The organism is Mycolicibacterium neoaurum ATCC 25795 (assembly GCF_000691525.1).
In the GTDB taxonomy this organism is placed as follows: Bacteria; Actinomycetota; Actinomycetes; order Mycobacteriales; family Mycobacteriaceae; genus Mycobacterium; species Mycobacterium neoaurum.
The window spans coordinates 249,792-268,493 of the sequence record NZ_JMDW01000011.1 but is presented as its reverse complement, the minus strand read 5'-3'; the positions used below and the strand labels follow the sequence as shown (position 1 = coordinate 268,493).

The window sequence follows — 18,702 nt, the reverse complement described above, 5'->3', positions numbered from 1 at the left end:
CTCAGCCCACGATTCGATCACCGGCGCGCAGCAGCGCACTGGGTAGCTCGTGGCCGACGGCTCGCTGGGCGATCCGCGCCGCGGCGATGGCGGCGTCGAGGTCGACATCGGTGCTGATACCGCTGTCGCGAAGTAGATAGACCAGATCTTCGGTGGCGATGTTTCCGCTGGCGCCCGGCGCGAACGGGCAGCCGCCGAGTCCGCCGATCGACGCGTCGAGACGGGTGATGCCGGCCTGTACGGCGGCGAACGCGCTGGCGAGTCCCGCCCCGCGGGTGTTGTGGAAATGTGCGCCCAGTGGCAGTCCGTCGACGATCGGGCGGATGGCCTCGATCAGGGTGCTCACCCGCAGCGGGGTGGTGGTGCCGATGGTGTCGGCGATGGCGATACGGTCCACCCCGAGTTCGACAGCGGCCGAGGCGATGTCGATGACCCGGCGCGGATCCGTCGGACCGTCGAACGGGCAGTCCCAGGCCGTCGCGATGATGACTTCGACACGTGCACCCTGGTCATGGGCGATCCGGGTGACATCGGCGATGGCCGTGGTCGCCTCGGCGGTATCGCGTCCGACATTGGCCCGGCTGTGCGCATCGGAGGCCGACACCACATATTCGATGGAGTCCAGTCCGGCGGCGATGGCGCGCTTGGCCCCGTTCGGGCTGGCGACCAGCGCCGAAAACTCGACATCGTGAGATGCCCTGTACCGGTGCAACTCCTGGGCCAGTTCGGCCGCATCCGCAAGTGCGGGCACCTTCGATGGTGAGACGAAGGCGGTCGCCTCCACTTCCCGAACTCCGGTGGCGACGATAGCCTCCAGCAACTCGACCTTGGCCGACAACGAGATCGGCGCCTCGATCTGCAGGCCGTCGCGCAGGCAGACCTCGCGGATGTCGACCTTGGCGGGCAGCTTCATCGTCACAGCACCCCCTCGGTACGTAGCGACTCGAGCTCCTCGGCGCTGAGTCCCAGTAGTCCGGTGTAGATCTCGTCGTTGTGTTGCCCGGGACATGAGGACCCGGCATTGCGAATGGACCCCGGCGACTCCGAGAGGAGCGGCACGATGCCCGGACCCTTGACGAATCGCCCGATCCGTTCGTCCCAGTGGTCGGCGATCATGCCGCGGGCCCGCAGCTGTGGATCCTCGACGACCTCGGCGACGGTGTTGATCGGCCCGCTGATCACCCCGGCCTCCGACAGTGTGCCGATGATGTCGTCGGGCTGGCGAACCGCGGCCCAGGCGCCGATGATGGCATCGAGGTCATCCTGATTGCGGCCGCGCGAGACATGGTCGACGAATCGTTCATCGGTGGCCAGCTCCGGTTGACCCATCGCCGCACACAACCGGCGGAAGACGGTGTCCTGATTGGCGGCGATCACCACCCAGCTGCCATTAGCGCTCTGGTAGATGTTCGACGGCGCAATACCTTCCAGCCGGGTTCCCGACGGGCCGCGAACGACGCCGCCCACGTCGTAGTCCGGGATGGTGGATTCCTGCACCGCCAGGCAGCTCTCGGTGAGCGCGGTGTCGACGACCTGCCCCTCACCGGTGACCGTGCGTCGATAGAGCGCGGCAAGGGCGCCCTGGGCGGCGAACATGCCTGCCAGGCTGTCCCCGAGGGACAGCGCCAACCGCGGGGGTGGCCCACCCGGGAAGCCGTTCATATGGCGCAGGCCGCTGGCCGCCTCGGCCACCGATGCGTAGCCGGCCTTGCCGGCATCCGGTCCGGTCTGGCCGTAGCCGGAGACCCGCACCAGGATGATGCCCTTGTTGCGGTCCTTGAGTACCTCGTAACCGAGGTCCCATTTCTCCAGGGTGCCGGGTCGGAAGTTCTCCACGATCACATCGGTGCGGTCGACAAGCTCGAGGAAGAGCTCCCGGCCGCGACCGGTGCGCAGGTCGAGGGTGACGGCTTTCTTGTTGCGGGCGTGCACCGTCCAGAAGAAGTGGTGCCCGTCGAGCTCGGCCTGTCCCCACGTGCGCAACGGGTCCGGGGTCGTCGGCAATTCGATCTTGATGACCTCGGCACCCATGTCGCCGAGCAGTCGTGCGGCGAACGGACCAGAGATCAGGGTGCCGAGTTCGAGCACCCTGATGCCGTCCAGCGGTCCGGTGACCATCAGGTCGACAACCCGTGCCGGTGTAGCCAATCGGTGCAGATGGCGACCGCCTGGCGCAGGGTTCCACGCTGATCGGGACCGGAGTAGTAATGGTTGGCGCCGTGGATCTCGTGCATCTCTTTGTCGGGGTGCCCGATCGCCTCGAACAACCTTCTGGTGTGGCTGGGCGTGCAGGCATCGTCGGCCAGGTTGCCGATCACCAAGGTCGGCACCGCGATATCAGGGCCTGCCTTGACCGCATCGCCGTTGGCGTCGTCATAGCTCCACTGTGACAGCCAGCTGCGCAGCGTGCAGAACCGGGCCAGTCCCACCGGGCTCATGTTCACCACCTGAGGATCGCCCAGATAGCACTGCCCCGGGGTGCGTTCGTTGGGATCCACGGTCGGATCCAGCCAGCGCGGGTCGGCCATGGTGCCGTGCACGACGAAGGCGTACTCGTCATCCGGTCGTCCGGCGGCCCTCAGTTCCGCCAGTTTCTCTTTGACCCACTTCGTGATCCGACGGTTCCTGGCGATCTGTGCCGCGTGGTAGCGATCGAGGAACTCCGGCGTGTAGGGCGGCTGGTTCGGATTGTCCGGGTTGTAGAGGTCGAGCTCGGGATCCCGTCGGGAGGGGTCGTTCTCGTCGAGGATGGAGGCGTCCATCCACTCGGTCATGGTGCCGTGCCTGCTGATGTGGGCCGCCAGCAGCATGATGGCGTCGGCGGGAATGAGACCGAGCTTGGTGAGGTCCGGTCCGTCACCGGAGGGGCTCGCGGTCACGGTCGGGTGCTGTGCCTGCTGTTGGTAGAACACCGACAGCGAGCCGCCGCCACTCCACCCGGCCAGCACGACTTTCGAGTAGCCCAGGCGGTTCTTGGCATCCTTGATGCACTCGCCGAGGTCTTCGACGACCTTCTCCATGAGCAATGCCGAGTCGGTGCCGCGGAAGCGGCTGTTGCAGTAGATGACGTGATGGCCCGCGCGGGCCAACGCATTGATCATCGGCAGATAGGCACCGCCACCGATCGGGTGCATGAAGACCAGCACCGTATCGGATGGCTTGTCCTTCGGCTTGAGTAGGTAGCTCTCCAGGACGACCAGTTCGGCGACGCCGCCGTAGACGTCGCGGACACTCGAATTATTCTGGTAGGCAACCAGATACGGGATGCGGTCGTACTCGTGCTTGACGGGCGCTTCGGTGATGCTCATCAGTGCTGTTCCTTCTTCGCGCAGGCGCTCATCAGTGTTGTCCCAGGTCGTTGGCGAGGATCTCGGCGGACGGAGTGAGCCGCCGCCGCGTGTCGATGGCGATCACCGACCAGTCCACCCGGTCGTAGTCGTCGAACTTGCGGCGGGCCCGTTCGCGTGCCTTTTCCGGTGCGCCGTGGTGAACTCCTTGCGGCGCATGCGAAACCAGTCCGGGTGGCATCGGGATGCCGTAGAGCGAACCGGAGTGGAAGAACGCGATCTCGTCGTAGTCGACGTTGCGGTGATACCACGGGGTGCGTTCGGTGCCCGGGACGCTTTCGGCGGGCTTGGGCAGGAAGTTCATCACGTATACCCCGGTTGCCTGCATGAACAGATGCACCGTCGGAGGCAGGTGCACGCTCTCGGAGGTGATGACGGTGTAGTCCTCGATGTTGAACGTGAACGGGAAGTTGTCCCCGCGCCACCCCTCGACGTCGAGCGGATTGTGTTGATAGAACAACGAAGTGGAGCCCGCCCCCTGGACCGGTGAGTGGATGAGTCGCACCTCGTATTCGTCCCTGCCGTCGTCGTCGATGGGGGAGGGCTCGGGAATGGTCACCTGTGCCGGGTCGAACGGGAAATGCCGGCCCAGCGTGCCCGCTGGCGGTACCCGGAAGTCGTCGGTGGCCTGGATCATGAGCCAGGTCGATTCTTCATCGGGCACCTGCCGGAAGGTGCACGCCTTGGGGATGTAGACCCAATCGCCTTCGCGATAGCGCAACGGGCCGAATTCGGTCTCCAGCAGTCCGGCGCCCTTGTGCACGAACAGCAGCAGATCGCCGTCGACATAACGCACGAAGAACGGCATCGGCTCGGTGCGCCTGCTCAGCAGCACCTGGCAGTCGGCATTGCTGAACATCAGTAGTGGACCGCCATGTGCATCGGTGGCATCGCCGGGCTTGAGTTCCGAGGACAGCACATCGGTGGGACGCAGGGGCCCCACCGTGCGGTACGCGGTCGGATCGTTGCGCCGGTACATGTTGGCGGTGCGGCCGACGAAGCCACCTCGGCCGAGTTCGTCGTCTTTGAGACCGTCCAGATCGGCGTGCACCCGCTTGGGCGTCTTGCCTTTCCGAAGGTGGACAAAGGATTCCATGGTGCTCCTCGGATGTCGGTCCGGAAAACTGAAAGTGACATTACTTTTTGTTTTGGTCGTATGCAAGGGCCCGGGGGAGCCGGTTTCGCCGGTGACGACGAGTCCGCTGTCTGTGCGTCGGATGCGGGCGTGTGGCTAGCGGCGGTGCGCGCGCCTGCGCCGATATCGCCACACCTTGTAGGTGATGAACGCGCTCACGCCCACCAGAACCATGACGGGACCACCCGGAGTGGTCGCGCCATCCTCGCCGGCTGGAGTGGCCGGTGCTCGCGGCTTCGGTGGCTCCTGCGGGTCGGCGAGCGCAATGGCTTCGCCCGCAGATGTCTCGTCGCTCATGTCGCTATCTCATATCGGTGCCGTCGATCGGCGTGGCGTCGTCCGCCGAGTATCGCCAGGGTCGCGGTAATGCTACGTGCCGACGGTGGCAGGCTCAGATTCGCGACGATCGATGCTGGTCAAAGGTGGTGTCCGGGTCCCGACGGTTCGGACACACCGACATTGCTTCGAGCGGTCACCCCGTCGCTGCCCCGGCTCGGCGAGCCAATTCGATTGCCTCGGTGCGCATCCGTGCCCGCTCATCGGGCTTCCAGCGGGTTGTGGGCTCGATCACGAGTGTCCGCACCCGGTAGCCGAGCATGCCGAATACGTACTCCAGATACGGGCGCTGGAAATCGTGCAGTTCGGGATGTCGTCCGTCATAGGCACTGCTGCGGGTCAGGATGAGCTGGACAGGTTTTCCGTCGCCGAGGGTGCCGACATGCCGCCCTTCGGCGTCGAGGGTGAAGCTGGCGACCGGCTGCACGATGATGTCGATCCAGGCCTTCAACGCATGGGGTATGTGCCAGTTCCACATCGGTGACGAGATCACCAGCCGGTCGAAACTGCGTACCCGCTCGATCTCGTCGAGCACCTGCTGCCAGATGTCCTGCTGTCGGTCGGTGACGGTGTCACCGAAAAGGGGAGCGAACTTGGCCACCGCCGCATCGTGGCCGAATCTCAGCAGATCCTCATCCCATACCGAGAAGCGTTGATAACGAGTGCCTTCCAGGAATGCTTCGGCAAGTTGAGAGGACAGCGCGTCATCGCCCTTCGGGCTGCCCTCGATCCAGAGGGTGCTCATGTCGGACGCCACTTCCTAGATCATCGAGGTACGGGGGATCTTCATGCCGAGGCTCAGGGCCCCGGCCAGCTCCCGTGCGGTGTCGTAGTCGAAGACGACGTGCCCGGACAGCACGTCCACATCGCGCTTGAAACGCTGCATGGGGCTGGACAAGAAATGGATGCTCGCGCCGCCTGCCCCCATCAGATCGGCGATGACGGCCTTCGATTCCGCCACGATGTGCGCCGCGGCCAACCGAGCCTGGGCGCGCACCGGCTTGTCGACACTGTCACCCGCCGCGACGATCGTCTCGATCTCCCCAACGGTGTCGGCGAGCAGTCCGCGCAGGGCGCGAAGGCGCACGTGCGCGCCCGCGAGCCGGGCCTGGGCGATCGGTTTGTCCTTCTGCATGACGCCCTCGTAGGCCAGCACGCGCTCGGCCAGGCGCTGGGCGTAGATCTCGGTCACGCGTTCGGCGCTGCCGAGGGCTGGCATCGCCGACAGCAGGGCCAGGGCCGGCACCATCGGCCAGCGGTAGGTCGGGCTGTCGTGCAGTCCGGCGCCGGGCGCGGTGCCGGCGTAGATATCGGTGATTCGCACCAGTCGGTGCTCGGGGACGAACACATCGGTGATGACGGCGTCGTTGGAGCCCGTCGCCCGCATGCCGTCGGTGTGCCAGACGTCCTCGACGGTGATATCGGCGGCCGGGAGCAGTGCCAGTGCGGGGAACAGGCCGTCATCGGGTCCGCACAGCGCGGACACGATGATCCAGTTGGCGTGCATCACGCCGGTGGCCCACGACCAGCGGCCGGTCAATCGGATGCCGCCGTCCACGGGAACACCCCGACCGGTCGGCGCGAGCGGGGCGGGAGCCAGGAACGGGCGGTCGGTGAACGCCTCCTGCTGGGCCTGCTCGCCGAATAGCGCGAGCATCCAGTTGTGCAGGGTCAGGAAGCCGATGGTCCACGCGCTGGAGGTGCACCCGTGGGCCATCCGGCGCACCGGGTCGAGCAGGGCGGGGAACGGCGCCTGACGGCCGCCGTAGGCCGCTGGGACCAAGAGATCGGTGAACCCCGTGGCGGTCAGGTCGGCCACCGTCGCATCGGGTAACCGGCGCAGGGTCTCGGCCTCCTCGGCGCGCGCGGCCAAGGCCGCCACGAACTCATCAGTGATCACGCAACGTGCCTCGGTCGTCGTCATGCCCGAAACGTACCATACCTTTTGGTATGGAAGTGGTCAGTGGGTGACCATCAGGTCCAGGAACCGCTCGCTCTGCTCGGACAGTCGGCTGTCGGGAGCCTTGCCCAACAGGTGCAGAAAGCCGATACCGGCCGCGAAGGTGGCGTTGGCACGCAGATCCGCATCCTGGGCGTCGAACCCGAGGTCCTCGAACGCCCTGCGCACCGCGGCCAGGATCCGTCGGTCGGCGGCACGCACGCTGTCGGCGACGGCCTCGTCGGTTCGGGCCCACTCGCGCATGGCCCGTTCCAGCGTCCAGTGCCGCGGACTCACCAGGGACGCCATCATCTGGACCAGCCGGTCCCGCGGGGGCAGCTCGTCGACGGCCTCGATGCGGCGCCGATCGTCATCACGCAGATCGCCCCAGGACTCGATGAGTGCGGCCCGGTAGCCCGCCATGTCGTGGAAGTGCCAATAGAAGCTGCCCTTGGTCACGCCGAGGCGGCGACACAGCGCATCTATTTTAAGAGATTTGAGACCGTCCTCAGCGAGGATCGTGTAGCCGGCCTGAAGCCAGTCATCCGTGGTCAGGCGGCTGCCGGACGGCTTCGGAGCGGTCGTCATGACCGGCAGCCTACGACGGCGCGCCGAGCACCTGACTTTCTGTACGCGCTGGCTGCATGTTTTACTGCAACTCGCGACAACTGAATTCTCGGTCCGCTCCGCAATCCAATCGGAGTAATGCGAGCGGACACGGATACCGCAGTGCAAGGGAGCACTGCGGTATCTCTGGGTGTTGGGCACACAGCACCGAGGGTCGGGCGGGACCGTGAACAATTAGAGTTGGGAAGAAATACATGCAGAACGTTGTTGGCCGGTGGATGCGCCGGATCGGGGCCGCTGCTGCGGCCGCGCTGGTCGTGCCTGGCGCGATCGCTGTAGCGGGTGAGACGGCCACCGCCGGTGCCTTCTCCCGCCCCGGACTGCCGGTCGAGTACCTGATGGTGCCGTCGGCCGGAATGGGCCGCGACATCAAGATCCAGTTCCAGAGCGGCGGCGAGAACTCGCCGGCCGTGTACCTGCTGGACGGCCTGCGCGCGCAGGAGGACTTCAGCGGCTGGGACATCAACACCCAGGCCTTCGAATGGTTCCTGGACTCCGGTCTGTCGGTCATCATGCCCGTCGGTGGCCAGTCCAGCTTCTACGCCGACTGGTACGCGCCGGCCCGTAACAAGGGTCCGACCGTCACCTACAAGTGGGAGACCTTCCTGACTCAGGAGCTCCCGGCCTACCTGCAGGCCAACAAGGCCGTCAAGCCCACCGGCAGCGCCGCGATCGGTCTGTCGATGGCCGGTTCGGCCGCGCTGAACCTGGCGACCTGGCACCCCCAGCAGTTCATCTACGCCGGTTCGATGTCGGGCTTCCTGAACCCCTCCGAGGGCTGGTGGCCGTTCCTGATCAACATCGCGATGGGTGACGCCGGGGGCTTCAAGGCCGACGACATGTGGGGCAAGACCCAGGATCCCAACAGCGGTTGGAAGCGCAACGACCCGATGGTCAACATCCCGACCCTGGTGGCCAACAACACCCGACTCTGGGTCTACTGCGGTAACGGCAAGCCCAACGAGCTCGGTGGCGGCGATCTGCCCGCAACCTTCCTCGAGGATCTGACCATCCGCACCAACATCACCTTCCGCGACAACTACCTGGCCGCGGGTGGCGCCAACGGTGTGTTCAACTTCCCGGACAACGGCACGCACAACTGGGCGTACTGGGGTCGGGAGCTGCAGGCCATGAAGCCTGATCTGCAGCGCGTCCTGGGCGCCTGAGTCAGGTACTGATAAGCGAAAATCCCCCCGAGGCCCTGCGGCCTCGGGGGGATTTCCTTTTCCCCCCAGGGGGTTCCCCCCGGTACCCCCGTCTTATCTCCCTTACGGGACGAGCTGGGTGCGGCGCGGGTCGCGATTCCCCTCAGATCGCGACCCGCGCCGAGTCTGGTTGGCGCGTACGACCCGGCGCACGAACGCCGGCCGCATGAGTTGGGTGGGTGAATCCAGCAATCCGGTCACCTTGATCAGGTCCACGGCGACGTGCGGATCGGTTTCGGCGGCCGCCGTGACCGCAGCCAGGCAGGGCTGCGTCACACGCACCCAGAGCCGGCGGTGCCCCTCGACCTCCGGCAGCGCCAGGTCCGAACCGACCGCGATACGCCATGCGCTCCGCAGCCTCGGGGTGCACGCGCGGAAGAACCGCCGGCCCAGGTTTGCGTCGCCGTGGCGCAGGCAGTCCCGCAGGATGGTCGCCTCGATGGCCGACAAGGTCAGACCCTGGCCGTACACCGGGTTGACACTGCAGATCGCGTCGCCGACCACCAGCAGGCCCCGCGGAAGACGCTTGAGCTTGTCGTAACGACGCCACCGGTTCGATGGCACCCGGAAATGCACCGCCTCGCCGACAGGTGTCGCGGCACGCACCGCAGCCAGCACCCGATCGGGTACCAGGCCGTCGCCGACGGAGAGCATCTCCGGGCGATTGGCCGGCGGTGGGTGACCGGCCAACGAACCGATGGTGAGCGTCCAGGTGTTCTTCTCATGACCGACCAGTGACCACATCGACGGTCGCTCGGGTTCCGGCAGATAGGCCACCAGCTGCTCGGGCAGGGAGCCGGGAGGCATCTGCAGGCGCTGGCTGGCGTAGGCCAGTTTGACGACGACATCGTCCTCGGGGGGCCGACTGTAGCCCAGTCGTTCGAGCAGCACGGGCGTGCGTGACGCCCGGCCGGTCGCATCGACGACGAGATCGGCGTCCAGCACGGACGTTGTCTGCCCGTGCGCCACCTCGACACCGGTGACGGCGGACCCGTCGGCGGTGCTTACCAGTCCGACGGCGAGGCGGTCGTCGAGGATCGTGACGTTCCCCATGGCTTGGACCCGCCGGCGGATGGTGCGTTCGACCAGTCCGGAACTGGGGAAGTGCATCGTCGCCGCATCGGGCCGGTGGACATCACGGTCCTGAGCCAGCCGGTGCCCGCCCACGCGGATGTGTAGCCGGGTGAGGCTGTCGCCGCGCAACGAGGGAACCCCCTCGGCGGCGAGATCGTCCTCGAACCCCGGAAACAGTTGGGCGAGAAGCACGGTGGCGGCGGGCGGCAAGACCCGGCCGTAGCGGAAATGCGATACGCCGCGCCGGGCGTCCGGGTCCTCGGTCAGGTCATCGCGTTCGACGATGGTGACGCTCCGGTAGTGCTCGGCGAGGACCCGCGCGGCGAGCAGGCCGGCGATGCTCCCTCCCAGCACCACCGCCCGCTCGCCCACGATCGCCATACTCGAAGTCTGCGGGACCCGGAGGCCGCCACTTAGAGTAGTGCGCTACTCATATTTGCCCGACGGACTACTTCAACTCGGCAGAGGACAGCCCCAGCAGACGGCGGGCCACCACCAGTTGCTGGATCTGCTGGGTGCCCTCGAAGATGTCGAGGATCTTCGAATCGCGAGCCCACTTCTCCAGCAGCGACTGCTCGGAGTAACCGACCGTGCCGGACATCTCGACAGCCTTCAACGTGATATCGCTGCCGACCCGAGCGGCCTTGGCCTTGCCCATGGAGGCCTCTTTCGAGTTCGGGATCTTGTTGTCGGCCTGCCACGCCGACCGCACGGTCAGCAGATAGCCGGACTCCCACTCGGCCTCCATGCGAAGAAACTCGGCCGCCGGAGCGCTCTGGGCGTGCGCCGGCTTGTCGTAGGAGATCTCGATGCCCGCCTCGGTGAGGATGACCCGCAGTTCCTCCAGCGCGGCGCGTGCCACGCCGACAGCCATCGCCGCCACGATCGGCCGGGTGTTGTCGAAGGTCTCCATGACCCCGCCGAAACCCTTGTCCACCTTGACTTCCGGATCACCCAGCAGGTTCTCCTTGGGGATCCGGGCATTCTCGAAGCGGATCGCCGCGGTGTCGGAGGCCTTGATGCCGAGCTTGTGCTCGAGCCGTTCGACGGTGACACCGGGGTGTTCGCGGGGAACGATGAACGACTTGATAGCGGCGCGGCCCAACGACTTGTCGACCGTTGCCCACACCACGATGTGGCTGGCCCGCGATCCGGCCGTGACGTAGATCTTCTCGCCGTTGATCACGTACTCGTCGCCGTCGAGGACCGCGGTGGTGGTCACCGCCGCCGAATCGGACCCGAAGCCCGGTTCGGTGATAGCCATCGCGGCCCACACCTTGCCGAGCCGTTCGAGTTGCTCTTTGGTCGCCACACTGGAGATCGCGGCATTACCGAGTCCCTGATAGGGGATCGACAGCAGCAGCGCGACGTCGCCCCAGGAGACCTCGAGTGCGTTCACCAACGCGGACATGTTGGCGCCGTTGATATTCGACTTGCCGTCGACATCACCGCCACCGACGCCGTCGGCACCGGCGAAGGAGATGGTCTTGGCCGCCGAGATGCCCTCGAACAACGTGGCCAGTGTGTCGAGCTCCACCGGGTAGGCGTGCTCGGCGAGGTCGTACTTGCGGGAGATGGGGCGCAGCATCTCGGCGGCACCCTGATGTCCCTTTTCGATGACTGCCCGCAGTTTGCGCGGCATTTCCAGATTGATTGCCATGACAAGACCTTTCTAGAGAGACCGGCTACTATAGGACGACGACACCCTCGGCGACGCCGAGTGCCCGCAGATCGCGGTACCAGCGTTCGACCGGGTGTTCCTTGGTGTAGCCGTGACCGCCGAGCAGCTGCACGCCGTCCAGGCCGATCTGCATGCCCTTGTCGGTGGCAATCCGCTTGGCCAGGGCCGCTTCTCGGGCAAAGGTCAGTCCCTGCTCGGCCCGTGCGGCACCGCGCCAGGTGATCAGCCGCAGACCGTCGAGCTCGATGGCGATGTTGGCGGTCATGAATGCCACGGCCTGCCGGTGGGCGATCGGCTCACCGAAGGCTTCGCGCTCCTTGATGTAGGGGACGACGTAGTCGAGCACTGCGTGCGAGGTACCGACGGCCAGTGCGGCCCAACCCAACCGCGAGTATGCGATGGCTTCCGAGTAGTCCTGGTCGGAGGCGCCGTCCTCGCCGAGGCGGTTGTGCAGCGGAACAGCGACGTCGTCGAGCGCGACACGGCCCAGCGCCGCGGCCCGGACGCCCATGGAGGGGTCGGCCTCCACGGTGAGCCCCTCGCTGGAGGACTCGACGATGAACAGTGCGGGCTTGCCGTTCAGCGCCGCCGCGATGATGAACAGTTCGGCATCGGCCGCGGCGGGGACCAGCGATTTCACCCCGGACAGCCGGTAGCCGCCAGGTGTGCGCACCGCAGTCGTCTTCAGTGCGGTGGGATCGAAGAGGGCGTGCGGTTCGGCGATCGCCAGGCACGCTTGGGGGACCTTCTCGCCGGCGAATTCGGGGAGGTAGGTCGCCTGCTGATCGGCGCTTCCCCAGTGGGTCAGGGCGGATGCGACGCCGGCGGGGGCCAGGATGGGCAGGGCCAGTCCCATATCTCCGTAGGCCAGGGCCTCGGCGACCAGCGCCGCGGTGACGGTGCTGCGGTGCTCGGCGATCCCGTCGAAACTCTCCGGGATGCTCAACGATGTCACGCCGATCTCGGCCGCCTTGGCGATCAGATCGGGTGGATAGTTGGCCGCGGCGTCGGCGTCGTGGGCCGCCGGGCGCAGGATCTCCTCGGCGAACTCGGCCACCGTCTCGACGATCATCTTCTGGTCGTCATCGGGGGTCAGGTCGAAGTAGTCCGACTCCTTGGGTGCCAACCGGGTGGGGGAGCCGCCGATGTTCTGGATGCGCTTGAACTGGCGGGCTCCGGCGCCGGCGGCCGAGAATGCTGTCTTCACGCCGTAGCGCAGACCCTTGTTGAGCGGATCGCGCAGGCCGTAGCGGTCCAGGAACTCCTGGCCGACGAGCGGGGTGAGCAGTGCGATCCCGATATCGGTCGCGGTGCGCTTGTGCTTCTGGAGTCCGACGGCGCTTTCCGGGCCGGTGCGCTTGGGACGGGATTCGAGGTTTGTCATCACAGCCTCACGTGGTTGGGGCAACGTGTGTCGGACGCTATCTTACTCCAGAGTAAGATAGCGCATGGCTGTTATGAACGTCACACGGAAAGGCGGGTGCGCACGGCCTCGTGCAGGTGCCCGTTGGTGGCCAGGGCGCTGCCGCCGTGTGGTCCCGCCTGTCCGTCCAGGCTGCTGAACGTGCCACCGGCCTCGCGGATGAGGATGTCCAGCGGAGCGATGTCCCAGACCTTCACCTCGGGTTCACAGGCGATATCGACCGCGCCCTCGGCGACCAGGCAATAGGACCAGAAATCGCCATAGGCCCGCACCCGCCACACCTCATCGGTCAGTGCGACGAATCGCTCCCGACGGTCGTCCCAACCGGTCGTCAGATCCGAGTAGGACAGGCTGGCCGCGGACAGCTCGTTGACACCGGATACCTGGATGCGTCGCTGTCGGCCGGCGAACGAGGTGTAGGCGCCGAGACCGTCGGCGGCCCACCATCGCCTGCCCAGTGCCGGCGCGCTGATGACGCCGACGACCGGCACGCCGTCTGAGATGAGGGCGATCAAGGTGCACCACACCGGCACGCCCCTGACGAAGTTCTTGGTCCCGTCGATGGGGTCAAGAACCCACACCCGCCCCGTGGAAACCGGTGCGCCACCGAACTCTTCACCGAAGATGCCGTCGCCGGGCCGGGCCTCGGTCAGAATGCCGCGCAACGTTTCCTCGGCGCCCTTGTCGGCATCGGTGACCGGTGTCAGATCCGGTTTAGTCTCGATCGCGAGATCCAGAGCGCCGAACCGGTCCATGGTCAGGGCGTCGGCCTGATCGGCGAGTCGGAGGGCGAGGGCGAGATCATCGGCGACGTCGGTCATGCCCGCATGCCTACCATGGTGGCGTGGTCGAATTCGCGATGATCCTGCTGTTGGTCGGTGCCCTGGTCCTGATAGCGGGGCCGTGGATCCGCAAGCGTGCCGCCGCCGGTGGTGGCGGGGGCGGATTCGGTGGGGGACGCGCCGCGAACATGGCGCCGGGCACGCTGCTGGTCACCGGTGTCAGCCCGCGTCCGAACGAAACCGGTGAGCAGTTCGTCACGATCAGCGGGGTGATCAACGGGCCAACGGTCAACGAACATGTGGTCTACCAGCGGATGGTCGTCGACGTCGATCAGTGGCCGACCATCGGCCAGCTCATCGATGTCGTGTACTCGCCCAAGAATCCGGACAAGTGGGGTTTCGCGCCGATGGACGCGCCGCCGCCGCAGTACCCGCCGCCACCGCCGCCGAACCAGCCGCCGCCACCCCCGAACTCCAACTGAGAGTGCCGATGTCCCAACAGCTTCCGCAGGGTCTGCTGGACCTGCTACGTAAACCGAGTCCCTGCTTCGTGGCCACGCTGATGCCCGACGGCGCGCCGCAGTTGACCGAGACGTGGGTGCACACCGACGGGGAGCACATCGTGCTCAACATCGTCGGCGGCTCGCAGAAGGACCGTAACCTCACCCGCGACCCGCGGATCGCGATCAACGTCGCCGACCCCGACGACGTCCGGCGCTTCTACGCCATCAGGGGCCGCGTCGCGAACACGACGGCCGAGGGTGGACACGAGAGCATCCACGAGATCTCGCAGAAGTACCTGGGCATGCCCTACCCGTACTTCAGCGGCAACCCCGACGAGACGCGGCTCATCCTCACCATCGCCGCCGAGAAGATCACCCCGCCACCGGGGGAGTGAACGGCGGCTCGGCGAGCCGAGCCCTGACAGTCCGATAAAACGCCTCGGGCGAGATTGGCTTCAGGGTTGTCGTCACGGCGCCGTCGAGGGCTGAGCGCAACCGTCAGCAGAATCTCGTCCGAGGCTTTTCACCCGGTACCCCTCGGGTGCCGAGGGAGCCTCGAACAACACCGCGCGCGTCAGCCGTGCGCTATCCCCAGCAACTTCTCGACATTGGACACCTTGACCCGTGGCCGGTGCTGCGCCTCGCCGATCGCACGCTCGTGGGCGTCGATGCGCTCCCAGTGCGCATCGGTGACCAGGCGGGGCTGGCGTGACAGCAGCCAGTCGTGCAACTCCTGCGCGTGCCCTTCGTCGAACCGAGGCTCTTCAAGGTCGGCCAGCAGTGTCTCGACGGTATCGGCGGAATCCTTCTTGTTGGAGCCGATCACCCCGGACGGTCCGCGCTTGATCCAGCCGACCACATACTCGTGCTCGCGGCCTTCGATGCGACCGTTCTCGTGCGGGATTGTCCCGGAACGCTCGTCGAACGGCAGCCCGTCGACGGCGACCCCGCGGTAGCCGACAGCGCGCACCACCAGCTGCACCGGCAGTTCCTCCCGCTCGCCGGTGTCCTTGGCCACCACCCGACCGCCCTCGTCGACCAGTTCGTTGCGGCCCAACACGATCGACTCCACCTTGTCGGTGCCGCGGATCTCCACCGGTGAGGTCGCGAAGCGGAACACCACCCGCCGCTTCGCCCCTTCGGGCTGCAGTTCGGCGTACTCGCGCAGCACCTTGATATTGGTGCGTACGGTCTTGTCGGCGGCTGCCAGATCCTCGTCGGTGATGCCGTCGAAATCGGCGCGCTCGACGACGACGTCCACCTCGGCCATCTGCTCCATGTGCCCGAGCTCGCGCAACTCCATGGTGGTGAACGGCGCCTGCAGCGGACCGCGGCGGCCCACCACGATCACCTCCTGCACGGCTCTGGTTCCCAGCTGGTCCAGCGCGTGGTCGGCGATATCGGTCTGGGCCAGGATCTACGGCTCGCTGATCAGGATCCTGGCCACGTCCAGTGCCACGTTGCCGTTGCCGATGACCACCGCGCGCTCGACGTCGAGGTCGGGCGCGGTCTCCTCGAAATGCGGGTGCCCGTTGTACCAACCGACGAAATCGACCGCGGAGACGCTGCCGGGCAAGTCCTCGCCGGGGATGCCGAGCACCCGGTCGGACTGAGCGCCGATGGCGTAGATCACCGCGTCATATCTTTCGGCCAACTCGGCGGCATGCACGTGCTCGCCGACGCCGATATTGCCGAAGAAGCGGAATCGTGGATCCTCCGCGGTCTTGGCGAACTGCGCGCTGATCGACTTGATCTTCGGGTGATCCGGCGCGACACCGGAGCGAACCAGCCCCCACGGGGTCGGCAGCATCTCGATCATGTCGACACGGAAGTCGCGGTCGTCCTGACCGGCTTTCAACAGCGATGCGGCGGCAAAGAACCCGGACGGTCCAGAGCCGACGATCGCCACGTGGTACGGGCGCATGCATGGCCTTTTCGTGAGGCTGACCGGCGTTGCGCAAGGGGCTGTCGCGTCGACGCCGGAGGGGGTTTGCCCAACCGAGCCTAGCCGCGCAGCACCGATCGAGGGCCGAGTCGGAAGAAGCCGACCGGTAACCTCGACAATCGTGGATCCAGACCGACTTGCCGATATCGCCGCCCTAGACACCACGTTGACGACCGTGGAGCGGGTGCTCGATGTCGAGGGTCTGCGCGCCCGCATCGCCACACTCGAAGCAGAGGCCGCCGACCCCACCCTGTGGAACGACCAGACGCACGCGCAGAAAGTGACCAGCGAGCTGTCGCACGCGCAGAACGAATTGCGCCGCGTCGAGGAGCTGCGTCAACGTGTCGAGGACCTGCCGGTGCTCTACGAGATGGCCGCCGAGGAAGAGGGTGACGCCGGCTCCGAGGCGCGTGCCGAAGCGGACGCCGAACTGGCCAAGCTGCGCGAAGACATCGAGGCCATGGAGGTCCGGACCCTGCTGTCCGGCGAGTACGACGAGCGCGAGGCGCTGGTCAACATCCGCTCCGGTGCCGGTGGCGTCGACGCGGCCGACTGGGCGGAGATGTTGATGCGGATGTACATCCGCTGGGCCGAGGCGCACAAGTACCCGGTCGAGGTGTTCGACACCTCCTACGCCGAGGAGGCCGGTATCAAGAGCGCCACCTTCGCGGTGCACGCCCCGTACGCCTACGGGACGCTCTCGGTCGAGCAGGGCACCCATCGTCTGGTGCGGATCAGTCCCTTCGACAACCAGGGCCGCAGGCAGACCTCCTTTGCCGAGGTCGAGGTGCTCCCGGTCACCGAGACCACCGACCACATCGAGATCCCCGAGGGCGATATCCGCGTCGACGTGTACCGCTCCAGCGGCCCCGGCGGCCAGTCGGTCAACACCACCGACTCGGCGGTCCGGTTGACCCACATCCCGACCGGCATCGTCGTCACCTGTCAGAATGAGAAGTCCCAGCTGCAGAACAAGGTCTCGGCCATGCGCGTGTTGCAGGCCAAGCTGCTGGAACGCAAGCGTCAGGAAGAGCGCGCCGAGATGGACGCACTCAAGAGTGACAGCGGCAGCTCCTGGGGTAATCAGATGCGGTCCTATGTTCTGCACCCCTACCAGATGGTGAAAGACCTACGCACCGAATACGAGGTCGGAAGTCCGGCCGCGGTGCTCGACGGCGATATCGACGGCTTCCTGGAAGCCGGGATCCGATGGCGCAATAGGAAAGATGACGACGACTAACGGGACGGTTCTCGCAATGTCAGTGGCCGACCGCTGGCATGACTTCTGGCGCGGCGAGATCGGTGAGTGGATCATCACCCGCGGTCTGCGCATCGTCATGCTGGTGATCGCCGCCATCCTCATCGCGCGGTTCGTCAACTGGGCGGCCCAGCGCATCACCCGCCGGATCGACGCCGATTTCCGGGAGAGTGACGCGTTGGTGCGCACCGAGACGGCCAAGCACCGGCAGGCCGTCGCATCGGTCATCTCGTGGGTGACCATCGCGCTGATCTGTGTGGTGGTATTGCTGCAGATCACCGACATCCTGGCCATCCCCGTCGGGTCCTTGGTGGCGCCCGCCGCCGTGCTCGGTGCGGCGCTCGGTTTCGGGGCGCAGCGCATCGTGCAGGACCTGCTGTCAGGGTTCTTCATCATCACCGAGAAGCAGTACGGCTTCGGTGACCTGGTGACACTGACCCTCGGCGCTTCCAACGACGCCACCGGCACCGTCGAAGATGTCACCCTGCGGGTGACCAAGCTGCGCACCAGCGATGGCGAGGTCTTCACCATCCCCAACGGTCAGATCATGAAATCGCTCAACCTGTCCAAGGACTGGGCGCGCGCCGTGGTCGACATCCCGGTGCCGACCACCGCCGACCTCAACTCGGTCAACGAGCTGCTGCACGCGGTCTGCGAGAACGCCATGAAAGACCCGCACATGAGCGAGCTGTTGCTGGACCGGCCGCAGCTGATGGGTGTGGAAAGCCTGGAGCTGGACACCGTGAACCTGCGGATGGTGGCGCGCACCCTGCCCGGGAAGCAGTTCGAGGTCGGCAGGCAGTTGCGGTTGCTGGTCATTGCGGCGCTGGCCCGGGCCGGGATCGTTTCCAAGCCGGAGTCCACACCGCTGGCCGCGAACTCGGAGGTCCGCAGCCAGTGAAATTGGTAACCCGGTCCACCGGCGACGACAACAAGCGCTGGCCGAACTACATGTTCGGCGGGCGGATGCGCACCTCGACGGTGGGATTGATCGTCGCGTTCTTCTTCACCGCGTGGCTCTACGAGACCTATCAGCCGCCGCCGGAGCCGCCCCCGCTCACCCAGACCGTGCCGCCGGGGTTCGTCCCCGACCCGGAATACACCTGGGTGCCGCGCACGCAGGTCTACGAACGGCCGCGCACGACCTACCCGACCACCACGACGCCGACGACGACCGAGCCGCCGGAGCCCACGACCACCACGACGTCACCCACGACGACGTCGGGAACCCCGGGACCCGATGATCCAGCCACGTCGAGCAACGGGCCGACCCCCGAGGAACAACCGACCACGACGGTGATCGATCCGGACGGTCCGGGTGGCCTCTTGCCGCCGATCACGCTGCCGGTGCTGCCCGGTCCGGCACCCGCGCCCGCGACGACACCGCCGCCGCCCGCACCCAGCGCGAACTGACACACGTCGAGATCCCGCTACACTGGCGTGCCGT

Annotated in this window: 18 protein-coding genes and 1 pseudogene; 6 read left to right on the top strand and 13 right to left on the bottom strand. The window is 66.5% G+C overall.

The genetic code is table 11. The annotated features are described in order from the left end of the window. Window position 1 precedes the first annotated feature (1 nt). The 8 genes from IC40_RS0117215 to IC40_RS0117180 all read right to left on the bottom strand — a co-directional run bounded on the left by IC40_RS0117215 (window position 2) and on the right by IC40_RS0117180 (window position 7,345). Window positions 2-913 (bottom strand): hydroxymethylglutaryl-CoA lyase, encoded by a 912-nt coding sequence (locus IC40_RS0117215; protein WP_030135941.1) that lies wholly within the window; start codon window positions 911-913, stop codon window positions 2-4. Window positions 914-915: 2 nt separating this feature from the next. Beyond that, a complete protein-coding gene (locus tag IC40_RS0117210; protein ID WP_030135940.1) occupies window positions 916-2,118 on the bottom strand; it encodes a CaiB/BaiF CoA transferase family protein in 1,203 nt (400 codons plus the stop codon). Next, window positions 2,118-3,308, bottom strand: a complete 1,191-nt coding sequence (locus tag IC40_RS0117205; RefSeq protein WP_030135939.1) for an alpha/beta hydrolase family protein — start codon at window positions 3,306-3,308, stop codon at window positions 2,118-2,120. Before IC40_RS0117205 ends, IC40_RS0117210 begins: the two co-directional genes overlap by 1 nt. A gap of 31 nt (window positions 3,309-3,339) precedes the next feature. Beyond that, complete coding sequence (locus tag IC40_RS0117200) at window positions 3,340-4,443, bottom strand: homogentisate 1,2-dioxygenase (protein WP_030135938.1); 1,104 nt, start codon at window positions 4,441-4,443, stop codon at window positions 3,340-3,342. A gap of 135 nt (window positions 4,444-4,578) precedes the next feature. Beyond that, window positions 4,579-4,779 carry a hypothetical protein gene (locus IC40_RS0117195; RefSeq protein ID WP_019514421.1) on the bottom strand — a complete coding sequence of 67 codons (201 nt, stop codon included), beginning with the start codon at window positions 4,777-4,779 and terminating at the stop codon, window positions 4,579-4,581. 175 nt (window positions 4,780-4,954) lie between these two features. Further along, on the bottom strand, window positions 4,955-5,563 hold the full coding sequence (locus IC40_RS0117190; protein ID WP_030135937.1) for an NAD(P)H-dependent oxidoreductase: 609 nt from the start codon (window positions 5,561-5,563) through the stop codon (window positions 4,955-4,957). A 15-nt stretch (window positions 5,564-5,578) separates the two neighbouring features. Beyond that, window positions 5,579-6,742 (bottom strand): acyl-CoA dehydrogenase family protein, encoded by a 1,164-nt coding sequence (locus IC40_RS0117185; protein WP_030135936.1) that lies wholly within the window; start codon window positions 6,740-6,742, stop codon window positions 5,579-5,581. 36 nt (window positions 6,743-6,778) lie between these two features. After that, entirely contained in the window at window positions 6,779-7,345 is a 567-nt protein-coding gene (locus IC40_RS0117180; RefSeq protein WP_030135935.1) for a TetR/AcrR family transcriptional regulator, read from the bottom strand. Window positions 7,346-7,578: 233 nt separating this feature from the next. Between IC40_RS0117180 and IC40_RS0117175 the strand changes: the two genes are divergently transcribed. Then, window positions 7,579-8,550: an esterase family protein gene (locus IC40_RS0117175; RefSeq protein WP_030135934.1), complete on the top strand. Its 972-nt coding sequence runs from the start codon at window positions 7,579-7,581 to the stop codon at window positions 8,548-8,550. Window positions 8,551-8,652: 102 nt separating this feature from the next. Here the strand turns inward: IC40_RS0117175 and IC40_RS0117170 are convergent, their stop codons facing one another. From IC40_RS0117170 to hisN, 4 genes are all read right to left on the bottom strand, one after another. Further along, window positions 8,653-10,044, bottom strand: a complete 1,392-nt coding sequence (locus IC40_RS0117170) for an FAD-dependent oxidoreductase (RefSeq protein WP_042509951.1) — start codon at window positions 10,042-10,044, stop codon at window positions 8,653-8,655. 67 nt (window positions 10,045-10,111) lie between these two features. Beyond that, window positions 10,112-11,323 (bottom strand): acyl-CoA dehydrogenase family protein, encoded by a 1,212-nt coding sequence (locus IC40_RS0117165; protein WP_030135932.1) that lies wholly within the window; start codon window positions 11,321-11,323, stop codon window positions 10,112-10,114. A 28-nt stretch (window positions 11,324-11,351) separates the two neighbouring features. Beyond that, window positions 11,352-12,728, bottom strand: a complete 1,377-nt coding sequence (locus IC40_RS0117160) for an acyl-CoA dehydrogenase family protein (RefSeq protein ID WP_030135931.1) — start codon at window positions 12,726-12,728, stop codon at window positions 11,352-11,354. Window positions 12,729-12,808: 80 nt separating this feature from the next. Further along, window positions 12,809-13,588 (bottom strand): histidinol-phosphatase, encoded by a 780-nt coding sequence (gene hisN / locus IC40_RS0117155; protein WP_030135930.1) that lies wholly within the window; start codon window positions 13,586-13,588, stop codon window positions 12,809-12,811. A 23-nt stretch (window positions 13,589-13,611) separates the two neighbouring features. Here hisN and IC40_RS0117150 point away from each other — a divergent pair, with 23 nt between their 5' ends. After that, window positions 13,612-14,031 carry a hypothetical protein gene (locus IC40_RS0117150; protein WP_030135929.1) on the top strand — a complete coding sequence of 140 codons (420 nt, stop codon included), beginning with the start codon at window positions 13,612-13,614 and terminating at the stop codon, window positions 14,029-14,031. An 8-nt stretch (window positions 14,032-14,039) separates the two neighbouring features. Beyond that, the gene (locus IC40_RS0117145; RefSeq protein ID WP_030135928.1) at window positions 14,040-14,447 is read left to right on the top strand and encodes a PPOX class F420-dependent oxidoreductase; all 408 of its coding nucleotides are present in this window, start codon (window positions 14,040-14,042) and stop codon (window positions 14,445-14,447) included. A 179-nt stretch (window positions 14,448-14,626) separates the two neighbouring features. Here IC40_RS0117145 and IC40_RS26565 read toward each other — a convergent pair. After that, a pseudogene (locus IC40_RS26565) lies at window positions 14,627-15,976 on the bottom strand (FAD-dependent oxidoreductase). A gap of 142 nt (window positions 15,977-16,118) precedes the next feature. On the opposite strand from IC40_RS26565, the gene prfB reads away from it, so the two are divergent. Genes prfB through IC40_RS0117125 form a run of 3 tightly spaced genes read left to right on the top strand, consistent with a single transcriptional unit; the run spans window position 16,119 to window position 18,668 of the window. Beyond that, on the top strand, window positions 16,119-17,237 hold the full coding sequence (gene prfB / locus IC40_RS0117135; RefSeq protein WP_030135927.1) for a peptide chain release factor 2: 1,119 nt from the start codon (window positions 16,119-16,121) through the stop codon (window positions 17,235-17,237). Further along, complete coding sequence (locus IC40_RS0117130) at window positions 17,224-18,156, top strand: mechanosensitive ion channel family protein (protein WP_030135926.1); 933 nt, start codon at window positions 17,224-17,226, stop codon at window positions 18,154-18,156. The genes prfB and IC40_RS0117130 overlap by 14 nt, the downstream gene beginning before the upstream one ends. Continuing rightward, a complete protein-coding gene (locus IC40_RS0117125; protein ID WP_030135925.1) occupies window positions 18,153-18,668 on the top strand; it encodes an Rv3103c family proline-rich protein in 516 nt (171 codons plus the stop codon). Before IC40_RS0117130 ends, IC40_RS0117125 begins: the two co-directional genes overlap by 4 nt. The last annotated feature ends 34 nt before the right edge of the window (window positions 18,669-18,702 follow it).